15 protein-coding genes are annotated in these 20384 nt (G+C 64.4%); 5 read left to right on the top strand and 10 right to left on the bottom strand.

Annotated elements, in window-relative coordinates; translation table 11 throughout:
- Positions 1-4: 4 nt before the first annotated feature.
- Positions 5-1069 (bottom strand): HAMP domain-containing sensor histidine kinase, encoded by a 1065-nt coding sequence (locus ABFE16_19510; GenBank protein MEN6347489.1) that lies wholly within the window; start codon positions 1067-1069, stop codon positions 5-7.
- A 100-nt stretch (positions 1070-1169) separates the two neighbouring features.
- On the opposite strand from ABFE16_19510, the gene ABFE16_19505 reads away from it, so the two are divergent.
- A complete protein-coding gene (locus tag ABFE16_19505; protein ID MEN6347488.1) occupies positions 1170-2957 on the top strand; it encodes a prolyl oligopeptidase family serine peptidase in 1788 nt (595 codons plus the stop codon).
- Positions 2958-3042: 85 nt separating this feature from the next.
- On the opposite strand, the gene ABFE16_19500 is transcribed toward ABFE16_19505, so the two are convergent.
- The 8 genes from ABFE16_19500 to ABFE16_19465 form a co-directional block, all read right to left on the bottom strand.
- On the bottom strand, positions 3043-5550 hold the full coding sequence (locus tag ABFE16_19500; protein ID MEN6347487.1) for an AAA family ATPase: 2508 nt from the start codon (positions 5548-5550) through the stop codon (positions 3043-3045).
- Positions 5547-6692 carry a DNA repair exonuclease gene (locus tag ABFE16_19495; protein ID MEN6347486.1) on the bottom strand — a complete coding sequence of 382 codons (1146 nt, stop codon included), beginning with the start codon at positions 6690-6692 and terminating at the stop codon, positions 5547-5549. Before ABFE16_19495 ends, ABFE16_19500 begins: the two co-directional genes overlap by 4 nt.
- Positions 6693-6868: 176 nt before the next feature.
- On the bottom strand, positions 6869-7798 hold the full coding sequence (locus ABFE16_19490; protein ID MEN6347485.1) for a hypothetical protein: 930 nt from the start codon (positions 7796-7798) through the stop codon (positions 6869-6871).
- A 96-nt stretch (positions 7799-7894) separates the two neighbouring features.
- On the bottom strand, positions 7895-8719 hold the full coding sequence (locus ABFE16_19485) for an amidohydrolase family protein (GenBank protein MEN6347484.1): 825 nt from the start codon (positions 8717-8719) through the stop codon (positions 7895-7897).
- A gap of 67 nt (positions 8720-8786) precedes the next feature.
- Positions 8787-10649: a hypothetical protein gene (locus ABFE16_19480; protein ID MEN6347483.1), complete on the bottom strand. Its 1863-nt coding sequence runs from the start codon at positions 10647-10649 to the stop codon at positions 8787-8789.
- Between the two features lie 65 nt (positions 10650-10714).
- Complete coding sequence (gene polX, locus ABFE16_19475; GenBank protein MEN6347482.1) at positions 10715-12457, bottom strand: DNA polymerase/3'-5' exonuclease PolX; 1743 nt, start codon at positions 12455-12457, stop codon at positions 10715-10717.
- A gap of 182 nt (positions 12458-12639) precedes the next feature.
- Positions 12640-13659 (bottom strand): GNAT family N-acetyltransferase, encoded by a 1020-nt coding sequence (locus tag ABFE16_19470; GenBank protein MEN6347481.1) that lies wholly within the window; start codon positions 13657-13659, stop codon positions 12640-12642.
- A complete protein-coding gene (locus ABFE16_19465; protein ID MEN6347480.1) occupies positions 13649-14494 on the bottom strand; it encodes an NAD(P)-dependent oxidoreductase in 846 nt (281 codons plus the stop codon). The genes ABFE16_19470 and ABFE16_19465 overlap by 11 nt, the downstream gene beginning before the upstream one ends.
- 308 nt (positions 14495-14802) lie before the next feature.
- Here ABFE16_19465 and ABFE16_19460 point away from each other — a divergent pair, with 308 nt between their 5' ends.
- From ABFE16_19460 to ABFE16_19445, 4 genes are all read left to right on the top strand, one after another.
- Entirely contained in the window at positions 14803-14964 is a 162-nt protein-coding gene (locus ABFE16_19460) for a hypothetical protein (protein ID MEN6347479.1), read from the top strand.
- A gap of 57 nt (positions 14965-15021) precedes the next feature.
- A complete protein-coding gene (locus ABFE16_19455) occupies positions 15022-15408 on the top strand; it encodes a DUF4342 domain-containing protein (protein MEN6347478.1) in 387 nt (128 codons plus the stop codon).
- Positions 15409-15441: 33 nt separating this feature from the next.
- Positions 15442-16128 (top strand): RNA polymerase sporulation sigma factor SigH, encoded by a 687-nt coding sequence (gene sigH / locus ABFE16_19450; protein MEN6347477.1) that lies wholly within the window; start codon positions 15442-15444, stop codon positions 16126-16128.
- Between the two features lie 577 nt (positions 16129-16705).
- Positions 16706-18517, top strand: a complete 1812-nt coding sequence (locus tag ABFE16_19445) for an APC family permease (protein ID MEN6347476.1) — start codon at positions 16706-16708, stop codon at positions 18515-18517.
- 310 nt (positions 18518-18827) lie between these two features.
- Here ABFE16_19445 and ABFE16_19440 read toward each other — a convergent pair whose 3' ends face one another.
- On the bottom strand, positions 18828-20156 hold the full coding sequence (locus tag ABFE16_19440; GenBank protein MEN6347475.1) for a glutamine synthetase family protein: 1329 nt from the start codon (positions 20154-20156) through the stop codon (positions 18828-18830).
- Positions 20157-20384: the final 228 nt, after the last annotated feature.

Raw genomic sequence — 20384 nt, 5'->3', positions numbered from 1 at the left:
GGTATCAGCCCGAACCCAGTCCGTCTCCTCCCTCGCGTACCTGCGGCGCCCTGGCCGGAAGGACAAAGCTGAAGGTCGTCAGCACATGGGGCGTGCTCTCCAGCGAGATCGTGCCGCTCTGGGCCTCGATGGCCAGTCGGCAGAAGGTGAGCCCGAGCCCTGTACCCACTGCTGCCCCTCCCTGCCGAGCCCGCACTTGATGGAACCGGTCGAACACTCGACTGACATACTCACGAGGCACGCCCGGACCCTGGTCCGAGACACTGAACCGCACCTTGCCGTCACCACAACTGCGAACAGTGATCTCCACCGGGGCTCGTGGGGGGCTGTGCTTGATCGCGTTACTGACGAGGTTGACCAGCACTCTGGAAGTCAGGTCGGCATCGGCGTATACCAGCAGCGCGTCAGGCTCGATGTCAACCCTTAGGGGTATCCGCAAGTCATCTGCCCACAGGGAGACCTGGTCCAGTGAGACCTTCAGCATCTCCATGACCCCGCGCGTGCGCAGTTGCACGGGCATCCTCCGGTGCTCCAGCCGCGCCAGGTCGAGAAGCGAGTTGATCAGCGTCATCATCCGGTTCGCCGAGATGGTCGCAATGTCCAGCAACCGGACATGACGCTCACCGAAGCCACCAAGGGCGGCGCCCCGCAGGGCCTTCAGGCCCACCATCTGCGTAATCAGCGGCGACCGCAGGTCATGCACGATGAACTCCGTGAGCTGGACCTGCATCTGTCGAGAGGCCCGCAGTCCCGAAAGCGCGTACGCCACGATTACGTAAAAGATCAGGTTCATGACCGCGTTGTGGTACGCGAGCAGAGGGCGGTCGGGCGATGGCGAGCTCGCCGCGTCGATGGTCAGCCACGTAAGAGTGCTGAGCACCGCCATGAGCATTCCGGACCGACGACTCCGGTACCAGGAGGCCACGGCAATCGGTATCAGGTAGAAGTCGGAGAACATCAACTCCGGCCCGGTGGCGTAGTCCGCAAGTCCTACCACGAGGACCAGAACCGAACAGAGCGCCAGCAGCGCACTACGCGGCATTCGTACCAGCGCATCACCAATGCGCATCTGCGCCGACCCCTCCGTCACTAGGGTGCTGTGCAGGTATCCCCGGTCCGCTGGAGGAATTCAACATCCCATCGTCACTTTCCTGTGAGGCAACGAAAACATGCGTGTCTTCGCGGTGATATCGGCAATGTTGCTAACCGGCACTTGCGCCCTGGCGCAGACCCAGAACGTGTTCGCACCCTGGCTTGAAGACAAGAGCCCCCAGATCGCCGAGACACTCTCGGTCGATCAGCGCGAGGGCGTCGAGGTTACCCGCCTGCGCTTTCTGTCACGCGTCCTCCCTGAGACCGGCGAGAAAGTCCTCATCTACGGTGTCCTCGCCCGCCCGCTCGCACCCGGCAAGCATCCCGCTCTCCTGGTGTGCCATGGCGGATCAGCTTCGGCCGACATGGTCGCCTCGCAGACCGAGGCCTGGGCTCAGCGCGGCTATGTCGCCTTCTGTCAGGACGAGCCCGGCATCTGCGACTACACCAAAACCAACTCCCTTGGCCCCTGGGTCCGCGACGGCTGGTCGACCTTCACCCCCAAGATCGCGGGGCGCATCGACACCTGCTCCCTCTTTGACGGTGTCGTCGCCGCGCTCAACGGTCTCGCCCTGCTCCGCAGTCGGCCCGAGGTCGACACTTCCCGCGTCGGCGTCTGGGGTGGCTCCTGGGGCGGGTACATGACCACCATGATCAGCGGCCTCGCCGGTGACCGTGTTCGCGCCGCCTTCGCGGTCTACGGCTGCGGCTTCTACGAGCTGGCCTCCACCTGGCGCGCCGCCCTCGACCGCATGCCCGACGCCGACCGCAACCTGTGGCTCGGGAACCTCGACGCCGGGAGACGTGCCACCGGAGTCCGCTGCGCCTACTTCAACTGCGCAGCCTCCAATGACTGGTTCTTCTGGCCCGAGGCCGTCACCAAGACTCTCGCCCAGATGCCGGGCTACACCAACCGGGTCTTCTCGCCCAACGACAGCCACGTCATCACGGTCCCCGGAGGCACCGCCGGCCCACCCAAGGTCGACTCGCGACGCAACCGCACTCACATGGAGACCGTCTGGTTCGCCCACTACCTCGACGGCACCGAGAAGCCCTTCCCGAAGCTGACTGCTACCGACCAGGCCCGCGCCACCGACACGGGCATCGAGGTCAACTGGACGGCCGAGGCGCCGGTGCCCTTCGCCAACGTCTGGGCCGTCTATTCGCCCGCCGATGTCCCGGCTCGCTTCCGACTCTGGAAACCAGTGACCGCTGAGAAGGTCGCCGAGAACCACTACCGGGCCGTCCTCCCCGTCGAGGACTCAGACGTCCCGATCCTCTGGTACGGCCTGGCCACTGACGAACGCAACGTCACGGTGAGCACCCTCATCGGCACCGTCGACCCGCGGGCTCTCGCCTTCAACGCAAGCCAGGCGACGCCCGACCTTCTTTCCGAGACCTTCGAGGGTCCCTTCGCAAAGATGCGCTGGCGCCGGCCGCACGTCGATCGCAGTACAGGCCGTGGAGTCATCGAAAGCGCCGCCGCGCGGACCGGGAGCAAGGGCCTGCACCTCACCGGGCCTGCTCGCTGGGAGATGAACGGCGTCCGAGGCGAGATGCTGCGCAAGAGCGCCGCCAGGGGCGTCACCCTCTACGTGCGCAGTGCCAACGAGAAGACCGTCACAGGCCTGAAGCTGGTCCTTGTCGGCGAGGACGAGCACGGCAACCGAATCGAGTTCATCTGCAGCCGGACCGCGACGATCCCACTCGGCCCGAACTGGCAGCAGGTCAATGCGCTCTGGACGGACTTCACCGTCAAGGACACCCCGCCCATCGAGATGCTTGGGCCGCGAGTCGGTGTGCTGCGCCTTGATGTGCCGGAGGGCGTCGATCTCTTCGTGGACGACCTCGCCCTGATGCCCTGACGCGACTCACACAGACGGCCCGGAGCACCCTCAGTCTCCGGGCCGTCTTCTTTGCCCCAGGTTTGCCGATGCCTCGTCCCTCTCCCTATCCCTCCGCTGGTCCCGGCATCTCAATCAGCTTGTCCGCCACCTCATCGTACTCGTGACTGCACGTGAACAGGATCACCTGGTGCGTGCCAGCCGCTGCCTGCAGTGCCCTTAGCGCCGACTTGCGACGTCCGGGATCGAAGTTCACCAGCGGGTCATCCAGCAGCAGCGGCGGACCGCCCTGCGGCCAGAGCATCTCCACCAGGGCCAACCGCGCCGCCAGAAACACCTGCTCCCGCGTGGCGCAGCTCAGCCCGGCCTCCTGCTGCTCACTACCCACTGCCACCTCTGCCCCAGTCTCCGGAGCCATCACGGACGGCCGAAGCTGGCTGTCCAGCGCCACCGTGCTATACCGCCCGTCCGTCAGCATTGCCAGGTACTCGCCCATCCGCGGCCCGATCCGGTCGGTCACGGTCGCCAGGGTCTCGTCTCGCGCCTGACCGATCACTTCCCGGGCCAGTGTCCACACGGCGAGCCGGTCCTGAAGCAGCTCCTGCTCAAGTTGCGTCTGCTCGAGATCGCCCTCCAGCGCCTTCACACTGTCGGAGTCATTGCGAGCAGCCGCCACGGTCTTCTCCGCCTCACGCAGCCTGCCTTCCTCCTCCACCAGCGAGGTCCGCAGGCTCCCCAGACGCGAGGTCAGCTTCTGGTACTCCTCCGGCGAGATCCGCGCCATCAACATCTCGGGGCTGCGCAGTTGCTCGTCCAGACCGCTCCACCGCAAAGATAGCTCCCGTCGCTTCGCCGCGAGCTCCTCCAGGGTCTGCGACCCGAGTGCGCCTTCCCGCTTCTTGCGATTCGCCTCCAGCAGACGCTCGGCTCCAGCCCGTGCCTCCACCCGTTCGACCAGCGCCTCGATGCTGTCGAACCCGGCCTCCGCCACCGCCTGCTTGATCTTCAGCCGCAGTGCCCGGATCACGTCCTCCTGCTGGCCGACGTGCTTGCGAGCCTCCCCCAGGTTCACGTGGCAGTTCTCCAGCCTCGCCTTCGCCTCGATCGAGGCTGCCTGTCGAGTCGCGACCTCACCGGCCAGCGCTTCCATGGTCTCAGACCGGTTCACCGACAGCAGATGCGCAAGCTGGTCCGTCGCCCGTTGCACTCTCTGGCGTGCCTCTTCAGCCGCTTTCCCTGCCTCGGCACGCTGGGCCGGCCAGCTCTCCCATCCTTCCGGCGGTCGCAGTGACCAGCCCCATCCTGCCAGCACCACCCCAACTGCCGCCACCGCATACAGCGGCGCCGAGACCGCCAGCCCCAGGGCCACGCCGGCAACGAATACCACCACACCCGCGATCAGCAAGGGCCGCCGAGGCGCCAGACGTCGCTCCCCTGCCTCGATCTGCGCAGCCAATTCCTCCTTGCGCCGTCGGTGCTCCTCCTGCTCGCTCTGGGCCGCCTGCAGCTCAACCTGCAACCCACGTCCACGCTCCAGCTCCGCCGATAGCCCTTCGGTATCCTTCTGCCTTCGGTGCACTTGCGCTTCCAGGTCCCGCCGCTGCTCCTCCAGTTCGGCCACCTTGCCGCGTGCTTCCTCGAGGTCCTGCTCGCGCTCCACAGACCTGTCCCGCCAGGTCGTTACGTCCGCCGCAACCTGGGGATCCGCCGCCGGGCCCTGCGCCAATCCTCCCTCAATCACTGAAATGTCGCTCTCTAGCTTCTGCACCGTCTCGACGGTCGCACTGATACCGTCCAGATGCTCCCGCAGTTCACCAGATTCCCGCTCCAGCTTCAGGTACTGCTCGACACGCTTGGCAAGCCCTTCTGCCTCAGCTAGTTCGCCCTGGATCCCGGCAATCTGCGCCTGCGATGCCTCCACCTGCAGCCGGGCCTCTTCCGCCGTCATGGCCTCTCCTCGGGCAGTGGCCAACTGCGCCCCAAGTTCCTCCGTCCGCTGACTCGCCACCGCCAGCGGGCCCGGGTTCTTGGCCGGGTGTCCGCGCGTGCCCTTTTCCAGCTCTGTGATCGCCCTGTCCAGCTTGCGCAGCAAGTCCTGAGCCGCCGTGCCCTCTGCTCCGCCTGTCACCGATTGCTGCAGCAGCTCCTGCATCTGCGTCCCGGCAGTCACCTTCGCCCATTGCTGCTGGAGCAGGCACCCGGTCGCCGTGTACACGTCCGGGCTCTCCACTCCCAGCACTTCCGTGAGGCGTTCGGCGATCTTGCCCCGGTCACCCAGTGCCCTTCCATCCTCCAGGGTCAACTGCGCACGCTTGCGCTCGAAGTCCTTGGTCAGCCTCCAGACCTTCTCTTCGCCCTTGCTAGAGCCGTCCGAGTTGTTCGGAGCCAGCTCCCCTTCGAGCACCGGCAAGGTCTCCGCACCCCAGGACCTCATCGCCTCGATCTCGCGGTTCTTCTTGCCCGGATCACCAAACAGCAAGGCCACGATGGAGCCCTGCAAGGTGCTCTTGCCGGCCTCGTTGGGTCCCTTCACCACATTGAGCCCGTGGACGAACTCGATGCTGAGATCGCGCAGTGACCGAAAGCCCTGCACATGAAGGCGCCGCAGGATCATCTCAGCACCTCCTTGCCGGCGAACAGCGCCACGGAGAGCTGCAGGGCCCGTGTCGCGATCCGCTCGGCCTCAGGGTCCTGGGCCTGGCGTGCCTGGTTGATCCGCTCCTGGAAAGCCGAAATCGCTCGCGCAGCAATGAGCTGCTGGGCGACACCCGACTTCTGAGCCTCCGACAGCGGCGGCACACTCTCGTCTGTGATTCGCAGTCGGAAGAAGCTCGGCGCGAGTTCCTCCTGCAGCCGTGCGACGTCCAGCGTGAACCCCTCCGGCGCCATTCCCGAGACCTTCACCTCAAGGATCAGATCAGGATGCGCCTGCAGGCGAACGGCCTCCGCAATCGCCGCCTCATCCGGGTACGTCTCAGGCGACAGCTCCAGAGCATCGCACCGCAGCGTTCCCGTCGTGACCCGCTCCAGCGTCGTCCCGGTTTCCGAGATCGTCACCAGGTTGGCGCCACCACTGCCCCGTTGGGTAACGAGAACCACTTCGGGCGACCCGCTGTAGGCAGCTTTCACGCCGCCGTAGGAGTAGTCGCTCAGGTCATGCCAGTGTCCCAGCGCGACGTAATCCATCCCACTCGCCGCGATCTCCTCCGGGGCGATGATCGCGCTGTCTTCGTCAGTGATCCCCTGGAGCGCCACCGAACCATGAGCCACAGCGACGTTCGCCGCCGCCGTCGGATCGGGTCGCAGACCGGCCAGTGGATGGTACTGGCTCCTCCCAACTCCCTGCGGGTTGCCATGAACTGCCAGGCGCCCGTCGGCGGTGCGAAAGGTCGCCGGTCCCGACTCTGCCCACACGTGCAGCCCCGGAAGTCGGAACTCCGGACGACGATACACGCTTTGCGCATCGAGGCAGTCATGGGTGCCGGGGAGCAGGAAACACTCGATCGGGGGGGCGACTTCCGCAAGACGTCGTAGCTGCTGCACGCAAAACTGCAGCACACGCTCACTGGGTCGGCGAGCGTCGAACAGGTCGCCCGCAATGCAAACCGCGTCGACGCGCTCCCGCAGGGCCACGTCGATGCAGCGGGCGAAAGCCTCCTGAAGCTTCCGCTGATGGTCGCGAACACGCTTGCCGAAGGCCGGTCCTGACCCGCCCAGGTGAACGTCCGCAAGATGCAAGAGACGTATCATACTCATACTTTTGTACTTCGCGGCTCACGACCCCTTCTCCTCCGCCAGTGCCAGGAGGCTCGGTCCGTCGCCCTTCCTCTCAGCAGCTAACCCTCACGAAAACGCGCGGACCCCGGGAGGAAGACCTGCTCCCTCGGGAGTCCGCGCGCAGGTGAGCAACTCACCGCAGACACCCTGCGGCCCTAGGACATCTCGATCTTCACGTCATCGGCGACGCCGCCCAGGATCGTGTAGTCGGTCGGCACGGTCTGCAGCACGGAGCCCGGAACGAACCGGGTCGGCTTCACATGAGCGGCCAGACGTGCGATGAAGCGCTGCCACGACATCGTCGTGCCCGCTCCGCACATCCCGTCCAGCCAGAAGCTGCGATGTCTTGCTGCCAGGATATCCCGCGGGCCGATGCTGCAGGCCATCGGCGGCACCCAGCTCCAGTCCGCTCCGAAGGAGTGCAGCGCGTTTTGCATGATCGTCATCGGCGTGAGCTCGACGATCCGGGCACACGCCTTCTTCCACTCTGCGTCCGACTTGTACTCGGCGCCCAGGCTTGCCTCCCAGAACGCGATGTGGCCGCACCAGCCGATGCCGCCGTAGCAGCAGTCGGCCTCCCCGGCGTCCGCAATCATCTTCGAGTAGTCCTTGATGTTCGCGCTGCTCGGGAAGTGGATGTTCTCCGGTTTCGGCCGCAGCTTCTTCTCGATCCGCGCGAAGAAGTTGGCCTGCATCGCAGTGGCAAAGCTGCCTTCCCACTCTGCCGGTGCCGACTGGCCGTTCTCATCGGCATACTCGTCCATGTTGAAGGTGACCAGGTGCGAGCAGTCGATCTTCAGCGCGTTGATGATCCGCGTGGCGATGGCGTACTGCGGAACCGGCCCCACCGGTAGGATGAAGGTGCACTGGCGGCCTTCCTCTCGAGCCTGAACGATGCGCTTCACAATGTCCAGGGCGAAGGCCGCGTAGAACTCCTCTGTGCCCTCGATCACTTGGATCTTGAAGTCCTTGTGTGCCCAGGGCTGCGTCTTGGTGATCTGACTGCGCTTGATCGCCCGTACCCGGGCGCATTCCTTCGGATCCTGAAAGTCGATGAACTTGGCCAGAGCAGGCGTGAACGGCATGGTGAGACCTCCTGGGCAGGTGCTGGTAAGGCGGTGTGCGCAGGCTCCTTCGCCGCCTTCAGCGGCATGTCCTTCCTTGGCTGCGACCGGTGCCCTCTAGATCAGCGGCTGGCCGAAGAGCCGTGCCGCATTGTTGTGCAGGATGTTGTTCAGTGCCTTTTCACCGGAGCTGAAGCGCTCCAGCGCCGGCACCGACTCCGCCGCGAAGCACATGTTGTTCGGCCAACCAGTGCCCTTCCCGTCGATGCACGGGCAGTCGGTGGCGAACAGCAGCTTGCGCTCGTGGCGGTCGAGGAACCCGGGAGTGAAGTCCGGGTCGCGCGTCAGCGCATTCAGACCCGAGCCGGCCGAGAGATCACCATACAGGTTCGGGTAGTCCCGCAGCCAGTGGTCAACCAGGCCGCCCGGTGTCACCTTGCCCTGCGGGTAGTAGTCGCCCTCCGGCACCTTTCCGCTGAGGTTCGCCCACCACGTCTGCGCATGGCCGATGAACACGGTGTTCGGGCAGGTGTTCAGCACTTCCTCGAAGGCGCCGAAATCCGTGTTGTAGTTGTGCTCCTCGAAGTGCAGGGTCACAGGCATCCCCAGCTCGGCGCACAGCTTGAAAATGGCAACCGAACGCGGATCGTTGCACGCCAGGCCAACCTTCAGCTCCCCGAAGCCCACGCAGCCTTGCTCATGGTACTTTCGAACCCGCTCCAGGGCGTTCTCGTCCCGCGGGTCCACACAGCAGCCCGGCAGAACCCTGGCGGGGAAGTCCTTGGCCAGCGCCAGCACGGCCTCGGTGGGATGGCCCGGCAGGCGGTCGCGATCCTCTACCGCCATCACGTAAGCGCAGCACGCGCCGATACCGTCCATATGGTTGATCGTGTCCTGCGGCGAGCGCTCGAAGTGCCCAATGTGCAAGTGACAGTCGATCATCTTGACTCGCAGCTCCTCAGCCCAGATATGGTGCGACTGCTCCGCTTCCCCGGCAAAGACCCTTGCACTACTGCCCCGGCGGCGGCGTGGTGAAGATCACCGTGTCCGCGCCCAGGGACGGAATCTCCACCGTTGCCTTGCCTTCCTTGACGACCGGCGGCTTGCCCTTCAGACACGGACCGCACCCCATGGACCTGCCAGGGTCGACCGTGACCGAGATGCTCTTGTCGGTGGGGTTCACCAGCAACACATACACTCGGTCAGCAAGCTCCCGGGCCAGCCATTGCACGCCCGGCTTGCTGGTCTCCACCTTCACCCCCGGAACCTCTCTGCCCTCCATGATCGGCGTCGCCAGTTGCGCCGTCTCCGCATTGAGGTCGGCGAACCGATCCCACAGCGCCGTCTTCGACAGGTCCCAGCCAGGATCCGAATAGGAGTACCAGAAGATGCCCTTCGCACCCTTCACCAGCGCCAGATACAGCATCACCCGCGCCTGCGCATAGCTCGGCTGGTTACTTGGGTCGGCGATCCAGCCCGCCTGCAGCACCGCCGTCAGATTCTGCCACGGTGCCATGTGCTTCTTCACGCCCGCCACGCAGTCCGACACCAGCGTCAGCGGCTTGCTGGGAATCGGATACGGGTCGACCTGGACGATGTCGGCGAAGCTCACCCAGTACGAATACTGGTCGGGCTGGCACAGGGTCAGCAACAGCGGGTGGTCGGGGTCAACGGACTTCAGCGTCTGGTAGACCCCCGGCACCTCATCCATGATCTCCGGCCGGATCTCCGGCTCGTCAATGATCTTCCAGTTCAGCACCGCCGCATGTCTCCGGTACTGGTTGAGCTTCCGCAGCGAGCCCTGCAGATTCCGCGCAACCTGGCCCCCGGCATACAGCGGCACATCCATCATGATCCGCGACTTCTGAGCGGCATCCAGACCCTTCCCGAAGATCTCCAGGTCCATCGAGGAGACCCCCTGGACGCAGTTGAAGCCCCGACGTGCAAGCTCCGGATACTGGGAGGTCCCCACGTGGTAGATGCCGATCGGGAAGAACGGCTTGCCGTCGACCAGGATCGTGCCGGTGTCGGTGAGGAACCGCGGCTGCCGCTTCTCCACGGGCACGAACACCCGCACACTGCCACGATCCTCTCCGAGCGCACACTCGACCTGGTAGGCCCCGGACACCATGGTCGGCATCTTCGCCACTGCCTCGAAGGTCCGCCCATCAACCCGCTTCAGTGCTGCCTCCGGCTGATAGGGTGTGCCGTCCGGAGGAGTGAGAACAGTGAACTTGAGCGCAGGCAACCCATCGCCTTCCACCGGCTTGGCGAGCCGCACCGTCAACGGTATCTCCCGGTCCTTCCCGGCCGGAATCACCTGACGCTCCGGCGACAGCGTCACCTTCGGCGCCAGCGCTACCATCTGGCACTGCACGTCATCGAACCATACCCGCCCGACGCCGAACAGCCGCAGCAGCAGGCTCGCCCGCACCGTGTCCGGATCCGCCTTCGCCCGGACTTCCAGCGGCACCCACTGCCCATCGGTCGGCAGCGACAGCCGCGTGTAGTACCCCGAGGTGTTCTGGCCCGCCGCGTTGTAGTACTCGATCTTCACGGCCGCCACGTTCCCCCTGACCGTCGGGTCACACTTCGCCCAAGTTCGGAAGGCATAGGTCGCGCTTCCCTGAAGGTCCTTCGCACCGGTGCCGACAAAGGGGTTCTCCGAGCCGCGTTCGCTGCTGATCCGCAGTGACGCATGCCCGCCATGCGCCACCTGATTGTCCAGCGCAACCAGCTTCGGCCACTTGGTGAAGGCCGAGTCCGACCAGCCCTTCTTCCCCTCCTCAAAGCCCGGATTGGTGAGCTCCACGTCCTGCGGAAGCTTCGGAGGCTGAGCGAGACTCGGCACCGCGCAGGCCAGGAGCACCATCAGTACGCACACCCCTCCCGCAAGAGAGTGTCTTCGGCTTCTCCGCCTGTCCTTCGCGTCTTGGTTCATGCTTTCCCTCTTCGTTCCCGCAGCCATTGCTGCAGCCTTGGTAGCTTCCACGTATTGATCACCGTCTCTGGTCGTATCCAGCCCCGGCGGGCCGTCATGACTCCATACTGCATGAAATCCAGGTGCGAGACCCGGTGCGCATCCGTGTTGATCGTGATCAGCGCCCCACGTTCCTGCGCGAGGCGAGCGTGAGCATCGTTCAGGTCGAGGCGCTGCGGCGAGGCGTTGATCTCCAGCGCGATCCGGTGATGCACGGCCGCCTCAATCACCGGCTCGAGATGGATCCCGTAGGCCTCGCGTCCCAAGAGAAGCCTTCCCGTCGGGTGCGCGAAGACATCCATCTGACCGCTCTCCATGGCGGTGAGAACCCGGCCCGTGATCCTGTCCGCGTCCGCCGAGAACCCTTGATGAATGGAGCCGAGTACGATATCCAGCTCCTCGTACAGCCCGGCGGGGATGTCCAGCCGGCCGTCTCCCAGGATGTCCGCCTCAAGCCCCGCGAGAACCCTGAACTCGTGCCCCTCCTCGGCCAGGCGCTCATTGAGCTTGTGCAGCTCTTCCACCTGTGCCCGCAACTGATCCCCGCTCTGACCACCGGCAACACCCAGTGCTGGAGAGTGGTCCGTCACCGCCATGTACTGGTAGCCCCGCTCCATGCACGCTCGGGCCATCTCCTCCAGCGAGTTCCGCCCATCCGAACCAGTCGTGTGCATCTGCAGGTCGGCCCGCACTTGCCCCAGTTTCAGTAACTCGGGTAAGCTCCCCTTCTCGGCCGCTTCTATCTCACCACGCGACTCCCTCAGCTCCGGCGGAATCCAGGCCAGCCCCAGGGCAGCATAGATCTCCTCCTCACTACGCCCGGCCACGAGCCGGCCCTTCTCACCCTCCGTCTCCTCGAACAGCCCGTACTCGTTCAGCGTCAGGCCCCGCTTCTGGGCCCGCTCGCGCAGGTCGATGTTGTGCTGCTTTGAGCCGGTGAAGTACAACAGCGCCGCGCCATAGCTCTCCGGTGGCACGCAGCGCAGGTCGGCCTTGATCCCCGACGACATGGCCACCGAGACCTTCGTATCCCCCGCCACGATCACGTCCTTGCCCTTCGCGAAGGCCGCGCACACCGTCGCCGCAGTCTCCGAGGTCGCCAGCAGGTCCAGGTCGCCGATGGTCTCGCGCCGGCGCCTCACACTGCCCGCCATCTCCGCCGCAATCACTTCCGGCTGAGACCGCAACTCCTCCACCAGCACCTCGGCCAGCGGCAGCGCCACACCCAGCAAGGTCCGCGTAAGCCCCTCGCGGTACAGAGCAATCCCCTTCAGGATGTTCTCCTCCGACTTCGCTCCCATCCCCTTCAGGTCACGCAGGCGGTGCGCACGGGCGGCCTGCTCTAGCTCCTCAACGCTGCCAATCCCCAGCTCCCGGTACACCAGGCCCACCTTCTTGGGGCCGAAGCCCGGGATCCGCAGCAGCGTCAGAATCGTCTCCGGGAACCGTGCCTGCAGCGCCCGGCGGTAGCTGATCTCGCCCGTCTCCAGGTACTCGGCGATCCTCTCGGCCAGCGACTTCCCGATCCCCGGCACCGTCTCCAGCTCTCCCCTGGCGTGAATTCCCGCCAGGTCCTCTCCCAGGCCCTTGATCGTCTCAGCCGCACGGCGGTAGCTGCGCACCTTGAAGCTGTTATCGTCCGCGAGCTCCAACAGGTCCGCCATTTCCTCGAGAATCGCAGCTACGTCCTCGTTGGTCATGCCTTGCTCCTCTCAAAGCCCCTGTGACCTCAGGGCAGCAGGTCCTCGGCGCTCACGTAGGTGTACCCGCCGAGCTGCTCGATCCTCTGCGTCACTTCGCTCCTTCGCCGAGCCTCCTCACGGGACGACGAACTCGAGAGGTCTCGTCCTGACAGGCCGCAGTACCGGAACCCCGGGGTCTCCTAGAAGCTATCGACCCCGCTCCAGAACACGTAGTCATTCTCACGCAGGAAGCGTAGGAGGGTGTTCGTATCGCGAACCGCGGGGAACACTCCGCCTCCCGGCCCGATGTACGTCCACAGTCCCTTGTACCTCTCCATCAGCCGGATACTGCTCTGTCGCACTCCCCAGGCATCAAAGGACGGCGCCCAGACGAAGGGCTTCAGCGCAGCCAGCAGCTCCGGCGTGTACAGGCTGAAGTGCACTTCCTCGAGCTCCGGCCAATGCGCCAGGATGGCTCCCACAACCCTTGCGGGCAACTGGCCGTCTCCCCGCTTCCAGGCGAGCTCCGGCACCTGCCCCGGCGTGGCGCCTCGGAAGTACCCCACCGGCGTGCCCTTGTCTTCGACCACCCGGAACTCCACGGACCGGTCATGGAAGTAGCCCCCGGTCACACGCTTCTCCCAGTACTCCCGCGACCGAGCAAAGGGGCCTGTCAGGGGAGCATTGAACTCGTCGTACAGAGCCGCCAGCACGGAGATGTCCGCTGGGAACTGGGCCGGACGTACCTTCAGCCCACCGGCCTCCTGTGGAGCGCGCACCTGTGCCGCTATCTCCAGGGCGGTCAAGAGCGACCAGCCGCTACGGCCGTAGACCTGGTAGTTGCCGAACAGGAAGCTGAAGTCGAACCCGCTGCTGTGCATCCACCGAAGCGACTCCGCCAGCACCTCGCGCGCATACCCCTTGCGGCGGTGATCGGGATGCGTAGCCACGCTGCCAATCGCCCCAACCTTCGCCACCCGCCCGGCGCAGTACATCGGCCGCTCGTAGTTGCTCACGCTGGCAACCATGCGCCCGTCCACCAACAGGACACGCGTCTGCTCAGGGCGGTAGTACGGGTCGCGACGTACGTTGGTCAGCCACCAGTCCGGAGCGGCCAGGAACCCCCGGCCCTGGGTGATGAACTCCTCGTAGGACTTGTGGAGCAGTTCGGCGTGCTCCTCAAGCTCGTCTTCGCGCAGTCCACGGATCTCAAAGCTCATGGGCGTGATCCCTCCACCATCTATCAAAGGTATACTTCGGCTGCCAGCCGAGCACTTCCCTCGTCTTCGCCAGATCGTAGATCACCCGCACCGGCCCTACCTTCACACCACGCTCCTCGAACCACGCCGGCACTCCGGGCCAGTAGCGCTCCAGGACTTCCCGCGGATTCGTGCGCAGGCCGGCCGCATCGGCGGCCGTGTAGGGCTGCGACCCGGTCGCCCAGAAAGCCTCGTACTTCGAGGGCATGGCTGCGCTTACCGCGCACACATGGGCGCCGACCACGTCGCTCACGTCTGCCCACATTCCCAGTAGACCCGCGCCACGCTGCAGTTCCGGCTTCGGCATGAAGGCCGGCGGCCGGATGCACACCGTCTCCAGGTCGCTGCGCTTGGAGAAGCTCTGGCAGAACACCTCGCCGAACCACTTCGTGCACCCATACAGGTCGTCGGGACGAGGTGCAGCGTCCTCTCGAAGGGGCAGCTCCTCCACGGCCGGCCCGTAGCCCGTCGCCGCGATGCTGCTGGTGTAGACCACCCGACGCACACTCTTCGCGATGGCTGCCTTCAGCACGTGGTGGACCGGCTTGGTGTTGTTGTCCAGGTACTGATTGTCCGTGTACGACTTCCACGGGTGGATGGCCGCCGTGTGTACGATCACCTCGATGCCTTCCAGAAGACCCTCGACAGCCCCCTCCACCGTCAGGTCGACCACACAGTCCTTCTCTCGCGGCGTCTCGAACAGGTCGGCTCCCGTAACGTCGTGCCCTTCAGCCTCCAGGGCCGTAATCACATGGGAGCCAAGGTACCCTGCGCAGCCCGTAACGAGAACTTTCACAAGCCATGTCTCCTTGGTGCCGATAACCGGAATCGACCGCTCTTTCGTCCCGAGCCACCGGCTTCGGCAGCTCGAGACACTTTCTGGGATCACTTCCACGACTCGTCTGTTCTTTCCTTTAGTTCATGTAGACCGGAGGGGCCGTAGCCTTGACGTGGCCTTGGGGGCTGGTTATAATCACCGGAGCCGGTTGGGAGCGCAGTTCCTCACGGGCGGGACGCGGAGAGGGCGAACCGCACGGGACACAGATCGCGGCACAACGTCGCACCCCCTTTGTACGGAGCTGCCGATCGAGGTGCTGTAGGGTAATGTTCATTCTGAACGTGCTGTTGGCCTGCACGGGTGCGGTTGCTCTCGTGTGGTGGGCCTGTTACGCGACGCGACGTTCCGTTGTCCCGGTTCGCTTCCGTGACGACGACAACGCCGCATGGTGCGCCAGGGACATGCACAGCATGTCTGAACCACGCTAGCTATCCACGGGAGCCAAGAATGTGGCTCCCGTGTTTTGTTTGCGGCGGAGGTCGTACGTGCCCTACACGCTGGAGCAAGTCGACCTGGTTCGTGAACGTATGCGTGTGGGGTATGCCGAGGCCAAAGAGGCGCTCGAAGCAGCCGACGGCGACGTCATCTCTGCTCTCGCCTCACTCGACGTATCACAGCATAAACAGACTTCTGACGAGAGCTTTGAGACGGCCATTTCCCAAATTGCCGAGGAGGTGAAGGGACTACTTCGTGGTGGCGAGATCAGGGGTATCAGGCTGAGGTTAGGGGACCAGATCGTGAAAGAGGTGCCCGTAGCACTGGTCGGAGTGGGAGCAGCTTTGGTTGCCTTTGTCAGTGCCGTCCTGGCTCATGCCAGTGTCGAACTGATAGCAAGCAGCAGCGACGATACCGACGACACCCAGTGTGTCTAACCACCATCCAACCGTCCACGTTCGAGGTGAAAAATGGTCAATGCCGCTGAGTATTTTCGTGCGGCCGCCGCGGGGAACCGGCGCCCCGAATGCTCACCAATCTCGGATGAGGAACTGGTCAGACGGGCTCAGGAAGACAACGACAGGGAAGCCTGCGAATACCTGCTTTACAAGTACCGAAATCTCGTACGCGCGAAGGTTAAGTCTTACTTCTTGGTTGGCGCGGAGCGCGAGGACCTCCTCCAGATCGGCATGATCGGTCTCTGGGAGGCCGTCACCGACTTCAAAGCCGACCGCCATACCTCCTTCGCCTGTTTCGCCAAGGTCTGCATTCAGCGCCAGATGATCTCAGCCATCAAGGCTGCGACCCGTCAGAAGCAAGCGCCTCTGAACTCCTCAATGTCCCTCGAGGCGCCGCCCAGCGCAGATGACGACGACCGGACGCTCCAGGATGTGCTGACCTCAAAACCCGAAGTTGACCCAGAGAACATCGTCCTCGGACTTGAGGGCGAGAGGCTTCTCCAGCATTCCCTACGGTGCGAACTCTCCCCCTTCGAGTGGGAGGTGCTCACCGAGTACCGCACTGGCAAGTCTTACAAAGAGATGGCCTCGGAACTCGGATGCAAGATCAAGTCCATTGACAACGCACTGTCTCGCATCCGGCGCAAGCTGCCTGCAGTAGCTCCGGAGCAGGCCGAGAAGGTCCGGGCCTTGCTCTAGATCGCCCGCAACATCCCCCATACTTCGCACTCAACACGGCGACCGGAAACGGTCGCCGTTTCTTTTGCCTTTTGGCCTGCGAACCTCCATCGCACCACACTCCACAACGTCCTCGCAGTCCCGAAACACCCCTGACACACAACTGGTTCACAATGCACGAAGGCCTTTTGCCGCTTACCCACTTCCTGCTCAGGGGGCGAGGCCAGGGCCGGCGACCATCACCGAGCCGGTGCCCACGGGTGCCGCGAGGCCGACCTGCCTTTGCCTTTGCCTCTGGCCCTTGGCTTTGGCCCTTGGCCTCTGCCTTTGGCCGCTCCCCCTCTCTCCACCGCGTGGAGAGAGGGCCGGGGAGTGAGGTGCCGTTGCCGTGGCCCTCTGCTTCTGTCGTTGCCTCTCCACCGGTCGTGACGAGGCAGGGGGTGAGGTGCCGTTGCCCTTCTCCCTCTCCCCTCGGGAGAGGGTTGGGGTGAGGGCCTTCGCCTTCCAGCATGGCACCGGGCAGGAGCCAAACGAAGAACCATATTGCGCGCCGCGAGGCCGAGGACTATGATTCGCGGATTACCTGAGGTGATCGCCCATGATTGCGGTACTCCGGCGGCTCCTGATTGGCCGCCCTCTAGAAACGGCCCGCATGGAGCATGAGAAGGTCGGGCAGTTCGGCGGCCTTGCGGTCTTCGCCGCGGACGCCATGTCCTCCGTTGCCTACGGTCCGGAAGAAGTCCTCCTGGTCCTCATGTTGGCCGGTTCGGCCGGGCTGGCCTACGGCGTTCCCGTCGGCATCGCGCTGGCTATCCTCATCGCCATCGTAGCGACCTCCTACCGCCAGACGGTCCAGGAGTACCCTTCCGGTGGCGGCGCCTATGTCGTGGCCCACGCGAATCTGGGCGTCCTCCCCGCACACATCGCCGGCGGAGCACTCCTCACCGACTATGTTCTCACCGTCGCCGTCAGCGTCGCCTCCGGAGTGGCGGCCATCACTTCCGCCTGGCCCGGTCTCCACGAGCACCGTGTCGCCCTCGCCGTGTGCTTCATCGTCCTCATCATGCTCGTCAATCTGCGCGGGGTCCGCGAGTCCGCAGGCATCTTCTCCCTCCCTGTCTACGGTTTCATCTTCTGCTGCCTTGCGACCATCCTGGCCGGTTTCGCGAAGCTGATGGCGGGTCACCTGGAGCCCGGTCTTCCTTCTCAGCTCCCCGTGGCACTTCAGGGCGTCACGGCCTTCCTGGTCCTTCGAGCCTTCTCTTCCGGATGCGCCAGCTTGACGGGCATCGAGGCCGTGGCCAACGGCGTCCAGGCCTTCAAGGAGCCGCGGGGCAAGACCGCCGCCGCCGTCATGGTCTGGCTTGCGCTCATCCTGGCCACCACCGTCATCGGCGTGTCTGTCCTGGCTCACTGGCTCGGCATCGCGCCGGCCGAGAAGGTCACTGTCCTCTCGCAGATCGGTGAGAAGGTCTTTGGCCGCGGAACCATGTACTATCTGCTCCAGACCACAACCGCACTCATCCTCATCTTCGCTGCCAACACCAGCTTCGCGGACTTCCCACGTCTCTCTGCCTTCATGGCCCGCGATGGCTACATGCCCCGGCAGATGGCCAACCTCGGTGACCGCCTCGTCTTCGCTAACGGGATCATCATGCTGGCAGGTCTCGCCATCGCCCTCATCGTGGGCTTCGAGGGTGACGTCAGCCGACTGATTCCGCTGTACGCCGTCGGCGTCTTCACCGCCTTCACCACCTCGCAGGCGGGCATGGTCATCCACTGGATCCGCAAGGGTGGACCACACTGGCACTACAAGGTCATCGTCAACGGTCTCGGCGCCCTCTGTACCGGCGTCGTCCTCATCGTCATTGCCGTCACCAAGTTCGCCTACGGCGCCTGGATCGTCTGCCTCATCATCCCAGTGCTGGTGATGATCTTCCGCAGTATCGGAAAGCACTATCGCTACGTGGCCTCGCGCCTCAGCCTCGACAACGCCTCCGCTGTCCAGCCGCACCACAACCTCACGGTTCTGCTCGTAGGCGGCATGCATCGCGGTACTCTCGAGGCCCTGCAGTATGTCAAAGCCCTCTCTCACGATGTGCGAGCGGTTCACGTCGAGGCCGAGGGCGCCCAGGACCCGCGCATCAGGCGGCTCTGGGATGCCTGGGAGCATGACATCCCGCTGACCGTCATCGAGTCGCCCTACCGCAATCTCGCCGGTCCCCTGCTGGAGTACTGCGCCAAGCTGAAGCAGCAGGAGGGCTATGACATCGTCACCATCGTCATCCCGGAGTTCGTCGTGGACGACGTCTGGCAGTCCCTTCTGCACAACCACACCGCCTTGTGGCTGCAGGTCTCACTCCGCACCGTCACCGACGTGGCCGTGGTCAACCTGCGTTACCGCCTCTAGCCGCCGGCCCAGATCAGTCCAGGCCGCTTCCCAGGGCCCCGTGACCATCGGTTGCGGGGCCTTTGCGCCGATTTCCCTTACTGACCACCGTACCACAACCGCACGCAACACCCGCCGTGCGACCGCCGGGCACAAACAGCGACGCCGTCGGATTCCGGTAATCCGACGGCGTCGAGCGTACCTGGAGGGGCCACAAGATCGGCATACGGGTCCCGCGAGGAGGACACTACGACCTCACCTTGCCCCTCCACAAACCCACATCTCCCCCTGCAGTCTGTCCTCCCAGCCACGCCGCCTTCCCCGCGCGAACCTAGAGCTTCGGCATGTAGGTGTCGATCTCGTACTGGTCGACGACCTTGCGGTAGCTGTCCCACTCGATGTACTTGTTCTCAACGAGGCTGGCGTGGACTGCTTCGCCGAGGCACTCGCGCAGCAGTTCGCTCTTCTCGGCCGCGATGATCGCCTCGTGCAGGCTGCCCGGGAGACTGGTGATCCCGCGATCCTCCCGCTCGCTCTCGCTCATCTTGTACACGTTCTCCTCAACGGCTGGGCCGCAGTCCAGCTTCTCCTCGACACCCTTGAGGCCGGCAGCCAGCATCGCCGCGAAGGCCAGATACGGGTTGCACGCCGGGTCCGGAGCGCGGAACTCGATGCGCGTTGCCTTCTCCTTGCCGGGCTTGTACTCAGGCACCCGGATCATGTCGGAGCGGTTGCGCCGAGCCCAGGAGATGTACACCGGAGCCTCGAAGCCCGGAACCAGACGCTTGTAAGAGTTGACCCACTGGTTGGTCACCAGGCAGATCTCCGGCGCGTACCTCATGATACCGCCGATGTAGTAGCGCGCGATCTGCGAGAGGTGCATCTCGTCCTTCGGGTCGAAGAACGCGTTGTGGTCGCCCTCGAACAGCGACTGGTGGGTATGCATCCCACTACCATTCTGATCGGAAAGCGGCTTCGGCATGAAAGTCGCGTAGCAGTCGTTCATGCGCGCGATCTCTTTCACGATCAGCCGGTAGGTCATGGCGCTGTCGGCCATGGTCAGAGCATCGGTGTAGCGCAGGTCGATCTCGTGCTGACTGGGGGCTACTTCGTGGTGGCTGTACTCAACAGCGATGCCCATCGCCTCGAGCGCAAACACGGTCTGGCGGCGAAGGTCGACGCCCAGGTCTGCCGGCACCATGTCGAAGTACCCGGCCTGGTCCAGCACCTCCGGTGACTTGTCCGAGGCGAAGTAGAAGTACTCAAGTTCCGGGCCAACGTAGTAGGTGTAGCCCATTGCCTCGGCCTTCGCCAGCATCTTCCGCAGCACATAGCGCGGGTCCTTGACGTAGGGCTCGCCGGTTGGAAGCTGGATGTCGCAGAACATTCGGGCCACTGCGCCGCCCTCGGTCGGTCGGAAGGGGATGAGCTGGAAGGTGCTCGGGTCGGGCATTGCAATCATGTCACTCTCGTCGATCCGGGCGAAGCCCTCAATCGACGAACCGTCAAACCCCATCCCGGTCTCAAGGGCTCCTTCCAGTTCTTCAAAGGTGATCGCAAAGCTCTTCAGGTACCCGAGGATGTCAGTGAACCACAGCTTGATGAACTTCACGTTCTGTTCGCGTGCCGTCTCCAACACATACTTCTGCGCGCCGTCCATGGAGTGTCCTCCTCAAGGCCTCGCAGGGCCTGTCTGCGTGATCTCTCGCGGGTGCTGCCGCCGTTGGTCGAAAGGTTACCGGAGTCATGTTTCCAGCATGTTTCGCAGTGAGACACAACGCGGAACCTCCTCTACCCCGGCCCTGGAGGCCTCAGAGAGGACCGCGGCGAATACCCCGTCTGCCCTGCCCTTCAAGCCCCTGTGTCCGCTAGCTTACCGACCCATGAC

The organism is Armatimonadia bacterium, assembly GCA_039679385.1.
GTDB lineage: Bacteria > Armatimonadota > Zipacnadia > Zipacnadales > JABUFB01 > JAJFTQ01.
The sequence above is the reverse complement of the archived record's forward strand: the minus strand, read 5'-3'. Positions and strand labels throughout refer to the sequence as shown.

Coding starts and splice junctions, on each gene's coding strand:
- ABFE16_19510 (MEN6347489.1), bottom strand. CDS start 1,069: ATGCGCATTGGTGATGCGCTGGTACGAATGCCGCGTAGTGCGCTGCTG.
- ABFE16_19505 (MEN6347488.1), top strand. CDS start 1,170: ATGCGTGTCTTCGCGGTGATATCGGCAATGTTGCTAACCGGCACTTGC.
- ABFE16_19500 (MEN6347487.1), bottom strand. CDS start 5,550: ATGATCCTGCGGCGCCTTCATGTGCAGGGCTTTCGGTCACTGCGCGAT.
- ABFE16_19495 (MEN6347486.1), bottom strand. CDS start 6,692: ATGAGTATGATACGTCTCTTGCATCTTGCGGACGTTCACCTGGGCGGG.
- ABFE16_19490 (MEN6347485.1), bottom strand. CDS start 7,798: ATGCCGTTCACGCCTGCTCTGGCCAAGTTCATCGACTTTCAGGATCCG.
- ABFE16_19485 (MEN6347484.1), bottom strand. CDS start 8,719: ATGATCGACTGTCACTTGCACATTGGGCACTTCGAGCGCTCGCCGCAG.
- ABFE16_19480 (MEN6347483.1), bottom strand. CDS start 10,649: ATGGTGCTCCTGGCCTGCGCGGTGCCGAGTCTCGCTCAGCCTCCGAAG.
- polX (MEN6347482.1), bottom strand. CDS start 12,457: ATGACCAACGAGGACGTAGCTGCGATTCTCGAGGAAATGGCGGACCTG.
- ABFE16_19470 (MEN6347481.1), bottom strand. CDS start 13,659: ATGAGCTTTGAGATCCGTGGACTGCGCGAAGACGAGCTTGAGGAGCAC.
- ABFE16_19460 (MEN6347479.1), top strand. CDS start 14,803: ATGTTCATTCTGAACGTGCTGTTGGCCTGCACGGGTGCGGTTGCTCTC.
- sigH (MEN6347477.1), top strand. CDS start 15,442: ATGGTCAATGCCGCTGAGTATTTTCGTGCGGCCGCCGCGGGGAACCGG.
- ABFE16_19445 (MEN6347476.1), top strand. CDS start 16,706: ATGATTGCGGTACTCCGGCGGCTCCTGATTGGCCGCCCTCTAGAAACG.
- ABFE16_19440 (MEN6347475.1), bottom strand. CDS start 20,156: ATGGACGGCGCGCAGAAGTATGTGTTGGAGACGGCACGCGAACAGAAC.